12 protein-coding genes and 4 pseudogenes are annotated in these 14,369 nt (G+C 68.0%); 6 read left to right on the top strand and 10 right to left on the bottom strand.

All coding sequences use genetic code 11. The annotated features are described in order from the left end of the window. Window positions 1-2: 2 nt before the first annotated feature. Complete coding sequence (locus AB0L21_RS27730) at window positions 3-455, top strand: hypothetical protein (protein WP_365787091.1); 453 nt, start codon at window positions 3-5, stop codon at window positions 453-455. Between the two features lie 45 nt (window positions 456-500). Here the strand turns inward: AB0L21_RS27730 and AB0L21_RS27725 are convergent, their stop codons facing one another. The 6 genes from AB0L21_RS27725 to AB0L21_RS27700 all read right to left on the bottom strand — a co-directional run bounded on the left by AB0L21_RS27725 (window position 501) and on the right by AB0L21_RS27700 (window position 4,209). Then, a complete protein-coding gene (locus AB0L21_RS27725) occupies window positions 501-1,217 on the bottom strand; it encodes a hypothetical protein (protein ID WP_365787088.1) in 717 nt (238 codons plus the stop codon). Window positions 1,218-1,249: 32 nt separating this feature from the next. Beyond that, window positions 1,250-2,080, bottom strand: a complete 831-nt coding sequence (locus AB0L21_RS27720; RefSeq protein ID WP_365787086.1) for a hypothetical protein — start codon at window positions 2,078-2,080, stop codon at window positions 1,250-1,252. Continuing rightward, complete coding sequence (locus AB0L21_RS27715; protein WP_365787084.1) at window positions 2,043-2,387, bottom strand: hypothetical protein; 345 nt, start codon at window positions 2,385-2,387, stop codon at window positions 2,043-2,045. Before AB0L21_RS27715 ends, AB0L21_RS27720 begins: the two co-directional genes overlap by 38 nt. A 123-nt stretch (window positions 2,388-2,510) precedes the next feature. After that, a complete protein-coding gene (locus AB0L21_RS27710; RefSeq protein ID WP_365787082.1) occupies window positions 2,511-2,891 on the bottom strand; it encodes a hypothetical protein in 381 nt (126 codons plus the stop codon). A gap of 87 nt (window positions 2,892-2,978) precedes the next feature. Continuing rightward, window positions 2,979-3,926 (bottom strand): hypothetical protein, encoded by a 948-nt coding sequence (locus AB0L21_RS27705; protein ID WP_365787080.1) that lies wholly within the window; start codon window positions 3,924-3,926, stop codon window positions 2,979-2,981. Window position 3,927: 1 nt separating this feature from the next. Beyond that, window positions 3,928-4,209: a hypothetical protein gene (locus AB0L21_RS27700; protein ID WP_365787078.1), complete on the bottom strand. Its 282-nt coding sequence runs from the start codon at window positions 4,207-4,209 to the stop codon at window positions 3,928-3,930. Window positions 4,210-4,850: 641 nt separating this feature from the next. Here AB0L21_RS27700 and AB0L21_RS27695 point away from each other — a divergent pair. Then, on the top strand, window positions 4,851-6,395 hold the full coding sequence (locus AB0L21_RS27695) for a M1 family metallopeptidase (protein ID WP_365706271.1): 1,545 nt from the start codon (window positions 4,851-4,853) through the stop codon (window positions 6,393-6,395). Window positions 6,396-6,512: 117 nt separating this feature from the next. Here the strand turns inward: AB0L21_RS27695 and AB0L21_RS27690 are convergent. Further along, window positions 6,513-6,572, bottom strand: a pseudogene (locus AB0L21_RS27690) (DUF4186 family protein); the annotation flags it as partial. 735 nt (window positions 6,573-7,307) lie between these two features. On the opposite strand from AB0L21_RS27690, the pseudogene AB0L21_RS27685 reads away from it, so the two are divergent. Further along, window positions 7,308-7,517: pseudogene (locus AB0L21_RS27685) on the top strand (transposase); the annotation flags it as partial. Here AB0L21_RS27685 and AB0L21_RS27680 read toward each other — a convergent pair. Further along, a pseudogene (locus tag AB0L21_RS27680) lies at window positions 7,512-7,645 on the bottom strand (helicase-related protein); the annotation flags it as partial. The pseudogenes AB0L21_RS27685 and AB0L21_RS27680 overlap by 6 nt on opposite strands. Window positions 7,646-8,011: 366 nt before the next feature. Between AB0L21_RS27680 and AB0L21_RS27675 the strand changes: the two are divergent. After that, window positions 8,012-8,113 carry an LPXTG cell wall anchor domain-containing protein gene (locus AB0L21_RS27675; protein WP_365787076.1) on the top strand — a complete coding sequence of 34 codons (102 nt, stop codon included), beginning with the start codon at window positions 8,012-8,014 and terminating at the stop codon, window positions 8,111-8,113. A 252-nt stretch (window positions 8,114-8,365) separates the two neighbouring features. Here the strand turns inward: AB0L21_RS27675 and AB0L21_RS27670 are convergent, their stop codons facing one another. Next, window positions 8,366-9,934 carry an alpha-L-arabinofuranosidase B gene (locus AB0L21_RS27670; protein ID WP_365706267.1) on the bottom strand — a complete coding sequence of 523 codons (1,569 nt, stop codon included), beginning with the start codon at window positions 9,932-9,934 and terminating at the stop codon, window positions 8,366-8,368. A 378-nt stretch (window positions 9,935-10,312) separates the two neighbouring features. Beyond that, window positions 10,313-11,746 (bottom strand): glycoside hydrolase family 43 protein, encoded by a 1,434-nt coding sequence (locus AB0L21_RS27665; RefSeq protein WP_365787074.1) that lies wholly within the window; start codon window positions 11,744-11,746, stop codon window positions 10,313-10,315. Between the two features lie 677 nt (window positions 11,747-12,423). Here AB0L21_RS27665 and AB0L21_RS27660 point away from each other — a divergent pair. Together AB0L21_RS27660 and AB0L21_RS27655 are read left to right on the top strand one after the other, a co-directional pair. Then, complete coding sequence (locus AB0L21_RS27660; protein ID WP_365787126.1) at window positions 12,424-13,848, top strand: family 43 glycosylhydrolase; 1,425 nt, start codon at window positions 12,424-12,426, stop codon at window positions 13,846-13,848. A 107-nt stretch (window positions 13,849-13,955) separates the two neighbouring features. Then, window positions 13,956-14,242: pseudogene (locus AB0L21_RS27655) on the top strand (transposase); the annotation flags it as partial. Between the last annotated feature and the right edge of the window lie 127 nt (window positions 14,243-14,369).

Genomic DNA, 14,369 nt, shown 5'->3' with positions numbered 1-14,369 from the left:
TCGTGATCGCCGTCGCGTCGCTGGTCGTCTCGGTCTACCAGACGCACGCCATGCGGCAACACAACCGCCACTCGGTGCGCCCGATGCTCCAGCTGCACCGCGGCTGGCCGCCGGGAGGCAGAGCGGGGATCCGGCTCATCAACTCCGGACTCGGGCCGGCTGTGATCGTCGGCAGCACGCTCACCGTCGACGACGAAGTACTCAGCGCCTGGAACGCACCCAGTGTCGACCACGTCCGAGACCGCCTGTCGGTGCGCCCATCCGCTGTGACCTTCAACCAAGGAGAGGTCATCGCCACCGACTACGAGCAGTACTTGTTGAGTGTGGCGAGCTACGACCCGCAGAACCACGCCGAAGTCGAGGACCTGATCAACCGGCGGCTCACGCTCAAGATCCACTACGAGTCCCTCTACGGCGGAGAGAACTTCACAGCCGTTCCAGGTCCAATCCGTTGACAGGGGCGCTGCGCACCGTGCCGCCGATCATTCTGTTAGAGCTTGTTAGCCCGGGCAGGTCTGTGCGGGCACGGAGAAGACCTGCGAACCGTCACGCGTGATCCGGTAACACTGCCGAGTGGTCTCTTCCGACACCACGACCGACACCCTCACCGTGCTACCGGTCCTAGTGACGGCGCTGACCGTGAGAAACCGCCGGTAGGGCGCGAGAGCCCTCCGCACTCCGGCACGGTTCAGCTCCGACGCGTCCAAAGCAGCGACACGCTGGCCGGCTATCCGGGCGCCGCTGCCGATCGAGACGGACGGGTCGCAGGTGTCGTACTTCAAGGCGGACATCGTCGACGTCCAACCGTGGCCTTTCGCCGGGGCGTAGGTGTATTCGAGGCATCTGTCGATCACTCCCTGGCTGATGCCGAAGAGTGTCCTGGACTCGTACTCGACCCGTTTGACCACGCGGGCCCTGAACGCGTGACGGGACGCGTCGTAGGAGATGATGGGAGCGCCGGTGTGCTGGTGGATCACAGCCGTGAGAGCGTCCGGATCAGCCGTGCCTTCATCGCCGAGGGCACGTATGGTCTCGTTCTTCGTTCGGCGGAGCTGGTCGTCGAACGCAAGCAGAGCCTGCTGCCGGTGCTCGGCATTGACCTTGTCGGTGTGCCATGACCAGTACCACAACGCGCCGAGTACGGTGCTGAGCACGACGATCAGCACGACCAGGACGATCAGACAGCCGGTGGTCATGGCACGCTCCAGCCGTGCCATGACCACCCGACCACGCCCGTGAAGGGACTGCACTAGCTGCCCTTGTATCCGATGTCGGCCAGAGCCTGGCCCATGACCTGTGCGTAACCTGTCGTTCCCGCATTCTTCGGGTGGAACGATTCGAGGCTGAGGCAGATGTTCTGCCCCGGCTTGGGGATGCACGCAGCCTGGTTGGCGGGGTCTCCGTCGTGGAAGTCACCGTCCCCATTGGGACCTGCCACCACTCCGTTGATCCATTCGTCGCTGTCACACAGCCCATGGCCCTTGAACGCGGGGATGGGATCGGCGAACGCCACCTTGGTGCCGCTCCTCTTCAGCTCGTCGACCTTGGCCTTCTGCTTGTCGCGCATGTAGTCAGCCAGGTAGTTGAGAGTATCGAAGTCGCCTGCCCAGCACTGACTTTCCCCGACGATGTGGGGGTAACCCATCAGAACGATCTGCGCGTTCGGTGCCGCATTGGCGATCTCGTCGATCACGGTTCCGGTATCGGCGACCGCCTGGTCGATCTTTCCCGTGTAGTCGTTCCTGTCGCATACGCCGATCACGTAGCAGTTCTTGACGGCGTTGGTGAAGTTACCGCCGTCGTTTCCGCCGATGGTCAGCATGACCAATGTCGTGTCCGAGCTGAGGACACCGGAGTCGATCTGCGTCTTCTCGTGATAGTTCCCCATCCACCCCCACGAGTTGGGGTCTCCCGTCCTGAGCTGCGACGTTGTTGCGCCGGAGCAGGTGACGTTCTGGAAGTCGACCGAGGTCGTGTGGCTGTCCGAGCGACTGCCGAGAGGTGTGGTGTAACCGGGCAGGAGCAGCTTGCGGCCCCACGAGTCAGGGCTGCGCCGGCATGCGTTCCAGGTCGCACGCATTGCCGATCCACGCATCCGCCGGCATGCCCGGCTCGGCCAGCTCGGCGGCGGTCCGCCACTGGTAGGCCGTCTTGCTGTCCGCGACGAGGATCTCGAAGCCGGATGTGTCGGCCGCAGTGGTCATGGCACGGTCGGAAGACGTCCTCCAGTCCTTGCCGAGGTTCTTGCCGGGATCCGTGACACGCAGCGGCGAGGTCTGCCGCTCACTCCTGCCTGGCGGCGACGGCGGCGGCGGATCGGATGCCATCGCCGGGGCCGCCTGAAGCAGGCCGCCGGTGAGAACGGCGGCCGCTGTGACAGCAGCCAAGGGCATGTGTCGTCTTTTGCGCCTCAAGACGGAGATTCCCCCACTTCTAGGTGATGGGATATCCCGGGCCCCGGTCGCAGGGCACGGCTTGACACTCGACGAGGAAGAAATGGATGAGACCGGTCAGTCCCGCTGAACTTCGAGGACGCGGGCCCCGTCGAGGGCTTCCAGCCGGTCCCATGGGATGCTGACGCTGCCTGTGTAGCTGTCGTGTGCGGCAACGCGCTTGACGACGGTCTTGGTGAAGGCAGTGTCGTCCCCGAAGCCGAACGTCACGGTGTAGGTGACCGGTTCGGGGGCTGTGTCGTTGTGGATGACATACTCGGCGACCGCCATCCGCCGCCCGTGACTCTGGTCGACGCCGTACTGCGTCACCTCGACCGCCGACCTCTCACGGACAGGCTTCGGGTCGGCATTGACCTGGGTCTCGATGTACCAGGCTGCCGCGCCGAAGACGACTGCGAACATTGCCAGCAAGCCGACGACGGTTCTTCTGCCAGGCATGGAGAGGCCTCCCCCACCGGCGCGCCCCCGGCCCCGTATGAGAGACACGCGGGGCGCGCCGGTCATCTGATGGGGCGCGGGACGCCCTTAATGGATGTGTGTCGTGGCGAGGACAGCGCGGGCCCTGGCGAGCAGCTTGGTGTTGCGGTCCTTATGCTGCTGGAGCTGCTTCCTGTGGGCGGCGATCTGCTTCGTCTGGTAGGCGACCTCCGCCTTGAACCAGGTGTCCACGAGGTGGCTGTTCTTCTTGCAGGTGACGTCCGCTGTGGCGGTCTGCACCTCTGCCTGTGAGGGCTTGGAAACGGTACGGCCGGCGGCAGCGGGCGGGAAGGCAGCGGCGGCGTCGAGGGGGGCGCGTAGGCTGTGTCCCGCCCGGTTCATGCAGGACGACCACGCGGCGAGCACCTTCGTCACCGGCGCCTGTGTCTTCGTCGCTTCGAACGACTGGGCGGACAGCTCACCGGCCGGGTCGGTGGGGTTGATGATGCCGATCTTCTTGTTCGCCTCGGGGATGCACACTTCGTCGAGGGCCTTGTCCCACGCGTCGGTGCGGTTTTCCGCCTTCTCCTCTGCGTCCGATTCAGCCTGCTCGTGGGAAGGGTCTGCCGCGCCGGGGAGCTGGTAGCCGTGTGTGCGGGCGGCCGAGTCGTCGGTGAGGCCGTAGCGCCGCTCCATGTTGGCCTCGTCGTAGCCGGCCGGGACACTGTCGCGGGCGGAGGGCGGGTTGAAGGTGAACCCCTGACGCTGCATACATGCGGACTCGACCGCTGAGCGGGCGTCCTCGATTTGGGCGGTGTCCGCGTTGGAAAGCATGTAGTCCTCGACCGGCAGTCTCATGCCCTTCACGAGTCCGCGCTGGGGCACCCGCTGGGGCTGTGCGAGACGTTGGGCGGCCTCGGCCTGCGGGCGGCTTGCCGCCGCCTGGGCCGTGGCACGGCTATTTCCCTGGCTGTGGTGAGTGGTGGCGTAAGCGGCGGTGGCGATGGTGGCACATGCGGCGGCAGCGGCCGCCACTCGCACGGACTTGGCAAGCACGTCAGTTCCTCCGCTGGGACTCGTTCTTGTTCTTGACGTTGGATTCGAGGTTGTGGGCGATGCCGTCCTTGCGGGGGAAGTACGTCGTGTAACCCGAGTAGTTGGTGCTGGAGAACACGTTGTACGAGTGCGACGGGTCGTCGTTGGACCCGGATGCCGCGTTGTGGTAGATGCCTTGCTTGTAGCCCGCGTCGTCGTAACAGGCGTTCGAGTGGTAGTCGAAGGTGTACCGGACCACGGTGGCCTGGTTCGGCGAGTAGCCCCACGCATTCGGAACCGACACGTTGGACAGGAAACACGAACCGTGCGACACCCACGTCTGTGACGACCGTGAGTTGTAGTGAAGACGGAAGCAGTACTTGTTGCCGGAGGACGAGCAGATGTCGCTCTCGTACGAGGTTCCGGCGTAGGCGGACGACGCCCCTGCAAGAAGGGCGGCGCAGGCAGCGGTGGCGGTCAGGGCGGCTGCGGAGGCTCGTATGCGACCCAAAGGATTCCCCCTCGTGAAGGCGTAGCTGCACGGGAGGCGCCTGTTGATGCTGCGATGTCTTGTCTCCCCCGTGCATGGTCGTGTGCATCCGTTCGGCCTGGTCTGGACCTTTGGATAACACGGCAGCACTCTAGACGCAGACGTCCAGAATTAGACCGAAACAATGCGCCACGTCCGTCGACCCACGCGTCCTCGAGGGGCGTCTCACGCCTGGTTCATGGCGCGCGGCGCAGCGCCGGCTGACATCAGCACACGAGCTCGGCCTGATCATCGGGTTCCGTGCCCGCCGGGCGGCCGGATGGAGCAGCTTCCGGGCACACCGGGCACGTGCGCGTACGCCGGGAACCGACGGGCCCTTCCTTTGGTCTAGACATGCGATCGCCCACTCACCGACGGCCGGACCGACCATCCGGCCGCCCGAGCGAAAGCGGACCATGAGATATCGCAGCAGAGTGACGGCCCCCGTGGCCGCCCTGATCGGCACGGCGACCGCACTGACCGTGGGCCCCGCCGCCCACGCCGCCCCCGACCCGGACGGACCGGGGGGCGAGGCCCCGGAGACCCTCGGCGACCCGGTCTTCCCAGCGCTCGGCAACGACGGCTACCGCGTCTCCTCCTACGACCTCGACCTCGCCTACGACCCCGCCACCAAGCTCGTCGACGCCGTCGCCACCCTGCGGATACGCGCTGACCGGGTGCTGAGCCGCTTCTCCCTGGACGCCCTGGGACTGGACATACGCTCCATAGACGTCGACCGCCGTCCCGCCGCCTGGGAACAGGCCGAGGAGAAGCTGCGGATCACCCCCGCCGGGCCGCTGCCGCCGAAGGCGTCGGCGACCGTCCGTATCACCTACTCCGCCGACCCGCGCCGCACCCTGCCGCACACCGCGTGGGTGCCCACCCCGGACGGGTTTGCGATCTGTCCCCAGCCGAACTCCGCGCACACCGTCTTCCCCTGCAACGACCACCCGTCGGACAAGGCCGACTTCTGCTTCCGCCTGACCGTGCCGGACGGCCTGCGCGCGGTGGCCAACGGTCTGCTCACCGGCACCGAGACGCTCGGCGACGGCCGGACCGCGTACGCCTACCGCTCGGCCTCCCCGATGGCCACCGAGCTCGTACAGCTCACCGTGGGCGACTACGTGATCAAGGAGCGGCAGGGCCCGCACGGGCTGGCCCTGCGCGACGTCGTCCCCGCCGCCCGGGCCGACGCCCTCGAACCGGCCCTCTCCCTGACGCCCGGCCTGGTGAGCTGGCTGGAGGACCGGCTCGGCGCCTTCCCGTTCGAGACGTACGGCCTGCTGCCGTGCAACTCCGACGACCCGAAGGCGTTCGACTTCACCGGCCTGGAGACCCAGACGCTCACGCTGTACAAGCCGAACTTCCTGCTCCAGGAGGAGAAGAAGATCGGTTCGCACATGATGCACGAACTGGTCCACTCCTACTTCGGCAACCTCGTCAGCCCCGCCACCTGGGCGGACCTGTGGCTGAACGAGGGCCACGCCGACTTCTACGGCCTCCTGTACCGCTACGAACGCGGCTGGACGGACTCCCTCGGTCTGACCACCATGGAAGCCCGCATGCGGGACACCTACGCCAAGGGCGACCAGTGGCGCCATGACTCCGGCCCGGTGGCGGCGCCCAGCGCGGCGAACCTCTTCGACAGCCAGCGCTACCTGGGCGGCGTCCTCGTCCTGTACGCGTTCCGGGAACTGGTCGGCGAGGACGCCTTCCACGCCGTCGAGCGGACCTTCCTCGACTGCTTCCGCAACTCCTGCGCGTCCACGGAGGACTACATCGCCGTCGCCTCGCGGGTGACCGGACAGGACCAGTCCGGCTTCCTGCGCGAGTGGCTGTACGGCACGAAGACCCCGCGGATGCCCGGCCACCCCGACTGGACGGTGAAGCCCGTCGCCTCGCTCTTCGCGGCCCCGAAGCGGCGCGACGGCCACTGGCACGAGAACTCGGCGACGCTCTGAGTCACCTTCGGCGGGCGGGATCCGGCCCGGCCCCGCCCGCCGTCTCCCGCTGGATCCACGGCAGATCACGTCCACCACGTACACGTGCTCGGCACGGGTCAACTCCCGGCCCCTGGGTATGCCGTACCAGCGCTGGAGGCAACCGCGGCAACAGGTGACGGTCGCGTGCTGGGCCACGAACACCGGGTGCCCGCGGTAGGGCGTCTGCTTGCCGTCCTTGTTGGGGCGCGGCCGGGGCCAGCCGCTTGGCGACCAGGTCGTAGGCGTGCCACCGGATCGTCGCTAGCCCTTTCGCCTCGGCGGTCGCCAGTTCCCGCCGCGCAGGCGGAACCCGGCCCGGAACGGCTGCCGCGCGATCGAGTCGATCCGGTCATCGAGGGAACGGAGGCCGCCGCGGGCCATGCCCGGACCTCCCTGACGGACGCGCACAGAGCCGGCAGCCGGCTCCGTGGAGGGCGCGGGGAGTCCGGGGCCGTGGAGTCCGGGTCCGCGGGGCCGGGGTCCGTGGGGTCGGGGGCGCCGGAGGAGGGGACGGGAGTCATGCCGACCTTCTGGAACGTGTGGGCAGGACGAGGTACTAGAGGTGAGATCCTGTTCGGGCCGGACGACCCCATGCTCGTCATCCGCCGGATCGTCCGCACCTGTGCTGATGTCCCTGACGGAGGCATGACACAGTGGCGGGTCGGCGCCGAGAAGGAAAAGGGCTTGAATCCTACGGCCTCGGCACGTTGAGGCTACGGACTCCGTTCAGGATCGGTCACGCCCTATCTGCGATCCTGCACCCGGACCGTCGGACGGCACCGGCCCGGTTCGGCCCGCCGGACCCGGTTTGCCTAGAAGGCTCATGAAGATCTTGTTGAGAGGCTGTCCGGCCGTAGGCCGGGCAGCCCCTGTTCGCTATGCGGTGGCTTCGACCGGGGTCGGGCAGGCTCGAAACACCACTTGATCACCGACGGGCATGGCACCCCGCTCGCCGTCCTGCTGACCGGCGGCAACCGAAATGACGTCACCCAGCTCCTGCCCTTGCTCGACGCAATCCCGCCCGTCCGCGGCCGTGTCGGACGGCCGCGCCGCAAGCCCGACTCGCTGTTCGCCGACCGCGGCTACAACCACGACGTCTACCTCGACCACGAGATCGAGGTCGTCGACGTGCAGGCCACGGGCCGCGACATTGGTCGCCACCAGAAGGTGATCTGGCTGTTATTGAACTGCGCCAGGGTCCGTGTGCGCTGTGGCTGGGACTTGCCGGCCCTGGGCCAGCAGGTAGCGGGACAGGGCAGCCCCGAAGGAACCGGTACCTACCACTCCGGCCCGGCGCACCGTACCCGACGCCCTGGCCCACCCCAGCAGGTCTCGGTATCCAGCCGCACTGGCCGGGAACTCCTCGGTGCCGATCGCCTCCCGCACCAGGGAGAGCACAGCGGCCACATGGACATCCCGGTACGTGTCCACTCCCAGGACCGCCTCCCCCGCCGGCCGGCGCCGACGAGCCGGGCAGCTACCCCGTCGACATCGCCCACCGCAAAGGATCCGGACTCACCGCCCGGCAGACGCATACGACCATCACCGTCGCGGGGGCCGGCTCGTACTGCGCCCGGGCATCCGGATCGTCCGCGATGAACACCACCACGGTGGCGGCGGCCGGCGCCTCCGCCGTCGTACTGGCACTCGCGGGATTCGCCGTCGCCAGGCGCCGGCGCAGCAGGACACAGCCGTAGCCCTGCCACGGCCGTGACCGTCGGACGGAAGGTCAAGGAGTTGCAGACGGTGGATCGCGCAACGGCCGGGGGTTGCGATGTCGCAAAGGTGGAGCGGGTCTTCGCGGATGTGGCGGCCAAGTGCGCGCCTGCCGACGGGCCGGGGACCGTCGGCGGCTGTCCCTGTGAGAAGGAAGCGAGCACGGCCTGCCTGCGATTCCGCAAGGCTGCCGTGCTCGCTCCGTGTAGGCGCTCAGAGAGGCCGGTTGCTCGTCAGCTCCAGGGAGAGGCGGTGAGCCAGCTGGTGTCCTGGGCCCATGACGTCGTGGAGTCCCAGGTGTTGGTGCCGCCGTTGCTGGCTATGTAGGCCGTGAAGTTGTAGTGGCGGATGTACTTCGTCGGGAAGTTGAACGACTGGAACGACTTGCCGACCCCGCTGTTGCCCGTGGTGGGGCAGAAGGTGGCGTCCTGGGCGAACGAACTAGCCCCGTTGTCGGTGTTCAGATAGAGCTGGTAGTTGAAGTGGCGCAGGAACTGGCCGGGCTTGTTGGCGGACTCGAAGGACAGGCAGGAGCTGTTGGCGAGGCCGTTGCGGACGATCCAGGTGGCGTCGGCCTTGTCGGTGGCCGGGCTGGCGGTGTTGATGCTGGAGATGACGACCTTGGTGTCGGCGTCGTTGTGGCGCAGGTAGTGCGAGGTGCAGCAGGGCGAGGTGGTGGCCTGCAGGGAGATCCGGGAGCCTGGGGTCAGTGAGCCGGTGCTGGTCGAGCCGCTGTTGTAGCCGGCCGCGGTGATGTTGGCCTGGACGGCGTTCTCGGTGGCGTCCGAGGGGTAGCCGGCGGTCATCACGCCTTCGTAGAAGGTGCCTTGGCCGGTGTTGCTGTTGTCACCGCCGATGCCGAGGATGATCGCGCCCTGCTTCTTCATCGGGTTGTAGCCGGTGTCGTTGGGGCGTACGCCGTTGTAGAAGGTGGACAGGCCGCCCGACTGGGCGTCGCCGCCGCGGATGGCCCACTGGTTGGGGCCGCCCTTGAGCATTGCGGTCAGGAACCGGTTGTTGATGCTGGGGTCGCCCGCGTTGAATCCGCGGTTCACGCCGGAGAACAGGCCGTTCTCCAGGTCGGCCATGACCCAGGGACCGTTGCCGCTGCCCCAGCCCCAGCCCTTGCTGTTGCCGAAGTAGAGGGCCTCCATGGTGCCGTTGCCGTCGTCGTTGCCGGTCGTCTCGGCGTTGCCGTAGTCGAAGCAGCAGCCGCCGTTGAAGTGCGTGCCGTCGAAGATCGCGTACATGCCCTCGGGCTGGTCGCCGGTGGCGATGCCGTTGGTGTTGTTGTTGCGGTAGCCGGTGCCGGGGGCCACGTAGACGCCGTACGCCTTGTGACCGCCGACGGTGACCGGCGCCTCGAAGGCGTTGGCCAGGTTGTCGTTCCCGCCCGCCGCCGGCCCGGGCCAGTGACCCCTGAGCGCCTGGGTGAGGTTGTTGCCCTTGGGGGACTGGTCGTAGATGACGGTGATGACGCAGCTGGTGTTCGCGCAGAACGAGTCCTGCTGCGCGGCGTCGGCGACACCTCCGGCGCTCAGCAGGCCGATGTCCTTGGTCGCATTGTCGGAGGCACGCTTGACCTGGTACAGCGGGCCGTTGTACGCCCCGTACAGGGCGCGGGTGGTGCTGTGCGCCGCGACGCAGGGGGTGTTGCCCGCGGCGTAGATGTCACACGGCCCCTGCGTGGCGGCCTGCGAGGGGGCGGCCGTCGCGGTGAGCAGACCGGCGGCGAGCGCGGCGGTGGCACCCGCCGCGAGCAGCGCCCGTCTGACGCCGCGTATCCACGGTGACTTGGTCATGAAGAGCTCCTTCAGAGGGTGGGGTGTGATGCGTCGACGCACCCTCGGTGTCCGGTGGTGCGGTCGGCGCGGGTTGCCTCGACGCTGACGGGCCCGGTGCCGGAGTCGGCTCTCTTCGGCACCGGGCCCGGTGCTGGTTGCTCGTCGGCTCCAGGGGAGGGGGCGAGTCAGTCGGTGTCCTGGCCCCACGACGTCGGGTGGTCCCGGGCGCATGTCCGGCAGCGGATCTGCCCGTGCGGGGACATCAGCCGGGCTTCACAGACCCGGCGCCGCCGGCGTACTCCGGGAAGTGCTTCCGCTCGCCCCCCGGCGGACCAGGGCCGGCAGCAGTCGCATCCCGGTGTCGTCAGCGCGTCCCGCGTCCCTGTCGACGTGGGGTCAGCTCGTCACACGGAAGGTGGCGTCGCCGCGTCCCGTCGCGGTGGTGATCGGGTCGAGGCGCAGTTCGTAGGCGTAGTGGCGGATGTAGCGGTCGGGGTAGTTGTACGACTGGAACGACGACCAGCCGGCGTCGGCGAGGCCGGCGACCTTGCGGAAGGTGGCGTCCGCGGCGAACTGCGTGGTGCCGTCGTTGTGGGCGAGCTGGAAGTCGAAGTCGAAGTGGCGCAGGAAGTAGCCGGGGTGGTTCACCGACTCGAAGGAGACGGTGCCGGTGCCCACCAGGCCGGGGCGCAGCCGGAACTGGGCGTCCTCGGCGGGGCTCACGTCGGGATCGATGCGCACGTCGAGGTTGGTCTGGCGCACGTACCGGTCCCGGAAGTTGTACGACTGGAGCCGCTGGGCGGGGGTGTTGGGCCAGCGGGCGAGCACGCGGCTCTCCTCGGCGGCGGTCAGGTTCATGATCCAGCCGTGGCGCTTCTTCGTGCCGCCCATGTTGTAGCTTCCCGAAGCCTGCCTCTGGTAGGAGGCGGGATTGGACGGGTCTGTCGTCAGGACCGGCATGTAGCCGCCACCGGAGGCGTACTGGTCGAGGTAGAGGGCCCACTTGTTGGTGCCGTTGAACTTCATCCACATCGGGCCCTCGACCATCGACCCGGTCAGGCCGATGCCGGAGAGGTCGCCGAGCCGGGTCCAGGTTCCGAGGATGGAGTTGCTGCCCTCGAGGGTGATCTGGCCGTCACCGGAGGCCCGCACGTAGCGGTAGTTGCCCACTCCGGCCGGCATCTCGATGACCTGGGTGTCGATGATCTCCTGCGTGCCGGGTCGCTCGATGTAGGTCTGCGGGGTGGTGATGGTGCGGAAGTCGCTGGTGTGGGCGTAGTAGATGCGGTGCTTCGTCTTGCCGTCGAGGGGCACGTTCGTCGCCCAGTACAGGACGTAGTCGTTGGTCTGCGGGTCCCAGATCGCCTCGGGCGCCCAGGCGTTGCGGCCGTCGGGGATCGCGCCGGCGACGTTGAGCAGCCACGGCTGCGACCAGGTGACCAGGTCCGTCGACTCCCACACCACCAGGTTGCGGCTGCCGTTGTTGATGGCGGCGTTCCAGTCCTGCCCGCAACCGATGCACAGGTCGGTCGCGATGATCCAGTACTTGCTGCCGTCGGGAGATCTCACGATTGCGGGGTCGCGCACCCCCTTCGTGCCGACCGTGGAGCGCAGGACCATCCCGCCGCCGTTGAGGTCGTTCCAGTGCAGGCCGTCCGTGCTGTGCGAGAGGTACATCTGCTGGTTGGTCGCCCCCTCACCGGTGAAGTGCACCATCAGGTAACCCGGATCGGCTGCGTCGGCCCGTTGGGGTGTGGTCAGGGCCTGGCCGGCGAAGAGGAGGCATGCGGCGAGCAATATCACCGTCAGCCGGGCGCGGAGCGCGGACATGTGGATCTCCTGTCTTCGTGCAGGTGCCACCGTCGGGAGAGGGGAAGAGCGGGGTGGCGGGGGAGCTCGTCTCGGTGGGGGGTGGGACAGGACGGTTACCGCACGATCCGGAAGGGGGGCGGATCCGGGCAACGGTGTGTCTCCCGGGGGTGCGGTGCGTATCGCCGTGGTGACGGCGGGCCCGGGCACGGGAGCCGGTGTGTGTGGTGTGACGGCGTTTTCGGCGCCCACGAAGTGCTTCATTCGTGCGCGGCTTCGGCCTCCTTTCTCAGAGGGCTCCTGTTGTCTGTGGTCCGGCACGGCGGTGGCGGCCTTCGGAATGCGGCGATATCAGCGGCGGTGACCGAGTTGCCGCCTCAGTCAACCGGGAGCCGATCGGTCATGTAGTGCGATATATCGAACAACGTTCGTAGAATCGGGCAGACATTAAGTGGGGGAATCGGGATGCGTCAATACATCCGACAATCCATGGGCCTTTCGCGGCGGGCGTCGACCAACTCGTCAGATGCTTCTTTGACCAAAGCGTTGACGGGGGCGAGCGCAGGACTTATGTTCTGGCCGAATTCACGAACGGCGTTCGAAATACCGAAAAGGTTGAGCGGACGGTTTCTCTGCGCCGCCCGCACCAGAGGGAGCAATCCGTGAGACCTGCGCTCACCCGTCGATCGGTCCTCGGCTTGATCGCCGGCTCGGCCGCCGCCACCATCACCGGTGTCTCGGCCGGTACCGCCCACGCCGCCGTGCCCGCGTCACCCGGGGTGACGTACACGAACACCATCGCCGAGAAGCGGGCCGACCCGCACATCTTCAAGCACACCGACGGCTTCTACTACTTCACCGCCACGGTGCCGGAGTACGACCGCATCGTGCTCCGCCGTGCCACCACGATCCAGGGGCTGTCCTCGGCCACCGAGACGACCATCTGGACCAGGCACGCCAGCGGTGCGATGGGCGCACACATCTGGGCCCCGGAGATCCACTTCATCGACGGCAAGTGGTACGTCTACTTCGCCGCCGGTGATGCCAACGACATCTGGCACATCCGGCCCTACGTCCTGGAGTGCACCGCCGCGAACCCGATCACGGGCACCTGGACGGAGAAGGGCCGCATCGCGCTTCCGCTCGACACCTTCTCCCTGGACGCGACCACCTTCGCCGTGAACGGCACCCGCTACCTCGCCTGGGCGCAGAACGACCCGGCCGTCGGCCGCGGCACCAACATCTACATCGCGCAGATGTCCAGCCCCTGGACCATCACCGGCACACCGGTCATGATCAGCCGGCCGACCGCCGCGTGGGAGACCGCCGGAGGCGAGACGGTCAACGAGGGCCCGGCCGTGATCCAGCGGGGCGGCAAGGTCTTCCTGACCTTCTCGGCCAGCGCCACCGACGCCAACTACTGCATGGGCATGCTGACCGCGTCCGCCTCGGCCGACCTGCTCAGCGCCTCGTCGTGGGCCAAGAGCGCCGGGCCGGTCTTCGCGAGCAACGCCGCCACCAGCCAGTACGGCCCCGGGCACAACCAGTTCACGGTCTCCGAGGACGGCAAGTCGGACATCCTCGTCTACCACGACCGCAGCTACAAGGACATCAGCGGTTCCCCGCTCAACGACCCCAACCGCCGCACCCGCGTCCAGAAGATCTACTGGAAGGCCGACGGCACGCCCGACATCGGCATCCCGGTCGCCGACGGTCTCACCCCGATCCGGCTCTCGTCGTACAACTTCCCCGACCGGTTCGTCCGGCACTGGGACTACCGCGCCAAGATCGAGGCGAACGTCTCGCCGCTGGCCGACTCGCAGTTCCGGGTCGTCACGGGTCTGTCCGGCACGGGCACCGTCTCCCTGGAGTCGGCCAACTTCCCGGGGTACTTCCTGCGCCACAAGAACTACGAGGTGTGGGTGGAGAAGAACGACGGGACGGCGCAGTTCGCGTCCGACGCGTCCTTCACCGCCCGGGCCGGCCTCGCGGACTCCGCCGGGGTCTCGTACGAGGCGTCCAACCTCCCGGGCCGCTACATCCGCCACTACGACTACCTGCTCTACGTCCAGGCCCCCAGCACGGCGGCCGACCGGGGCGACGCCACCTTCTACACGCAGTGAGCCACAGCGGCGGCCGTTACCTCTCGGGAACTCCGGCGGACCCCGTCGGCGAGTCTCCCGGGAAGAGGGACGCCGCATCAGCGGGGAGTGGCCTCTCGCGCGGCCAGAAGGTCCGCGAGGGCGCCCGCGCCATCAGCGTCCACGCGCCCATCGGGTCCGGCGTCCACGCCGACGGACCCCGTGAGACCCTTGCCCTGGACGCGGCCACCGCCGAGGACGGCGCCCACGGGCTCGCCTTGCCGCGCTCCCTGACCGCACGCTGCCTCTCCGGCGTCCAACTGCTCATCTCCGACGCGCACATGGCGCCGCCCTACCGGGCGCGAGCCGGCAGCGCTGCCGTACTCACTGTGCCCGCGCGCTGCTGAGCCAGGTACCCAAGTCGGCCCGGCCGTGGGCGGCCGCCCTGGCACTGACAGCGCACTCCCGGAATGTAAAGGCACCGCTCCGGTGCGGCTTCGCCTTTTCACGGCTCCGCGTAGAGGCCCCGTCAGGACAGACCGGACCCCACTGGCGCCCCGCCG

The organism is Streptomyces sp. NPDC052721 (genome assembly GCF_040678315.1).
GTDB lineage: Bacteria > Actinomycetota > Actinomycetes > Streptomycetales > Streptomycetaceae > Streptomyces.
Note: the sequence above shows the minus strand (reverse complement) of the source record. Positions and strands in the feature narration are given on the sequence as shown.

Bases quoted from the DNA above. Each gene is read 5' to 3' on its own strand.
- AB0L21_RS27725 (WP_365787088.1), bottom strand. From the start codon at position 1,217: ATGGCACGGCTGGAGCGTGCCATGACCACCGGCTGTCTGATCGTCCTG.
- AB0L21_RS27710 (WP_365787082.1), bottom strand. From the start codon at position 2,891: ATGCCTGGCAGAAGAACCGTCGTCGGCTTGCTGGCAATGTTCGCAGTC.
- AB0L21_RS27695 (WP_365706271.1), top strand. From the start codon at position 4,851: ATGAGATATCGCAGCAGAGTGACGGCCCCCGTGGCCGCCCTGATCGGC.
- AB0L21_RS27665 (WP_365787074.1), bottom strand. From the start codon at position 11,746: ATGTCCGCGCTCCGCGCCCGGCTGACGGTGATATTGCTCGCCGCATGC.
- AB0L21_RS27670 (WP_365706267.1), bottom strand. From the start codon at position 9,934: ATGACCAAGTCACCGTGGATACGCGGCGTCAGACGGGCGCTGCTCGCG.
- AB0L21_RS27720 (WP_365787086.1), bottom strand. From the start codon at position 2,080: ATGCGTGCGACCTGGAACGCATGCCGGCGCAGCCCTGACTCGTGGGGC.
- AB0L21_RS27675 (WP_365787076.1), top strand. From the start codon at position 8,012: ATGAACACCACCACGGTGGCGGCGGCCGGCGCCTCCGCCGTCGTACTG.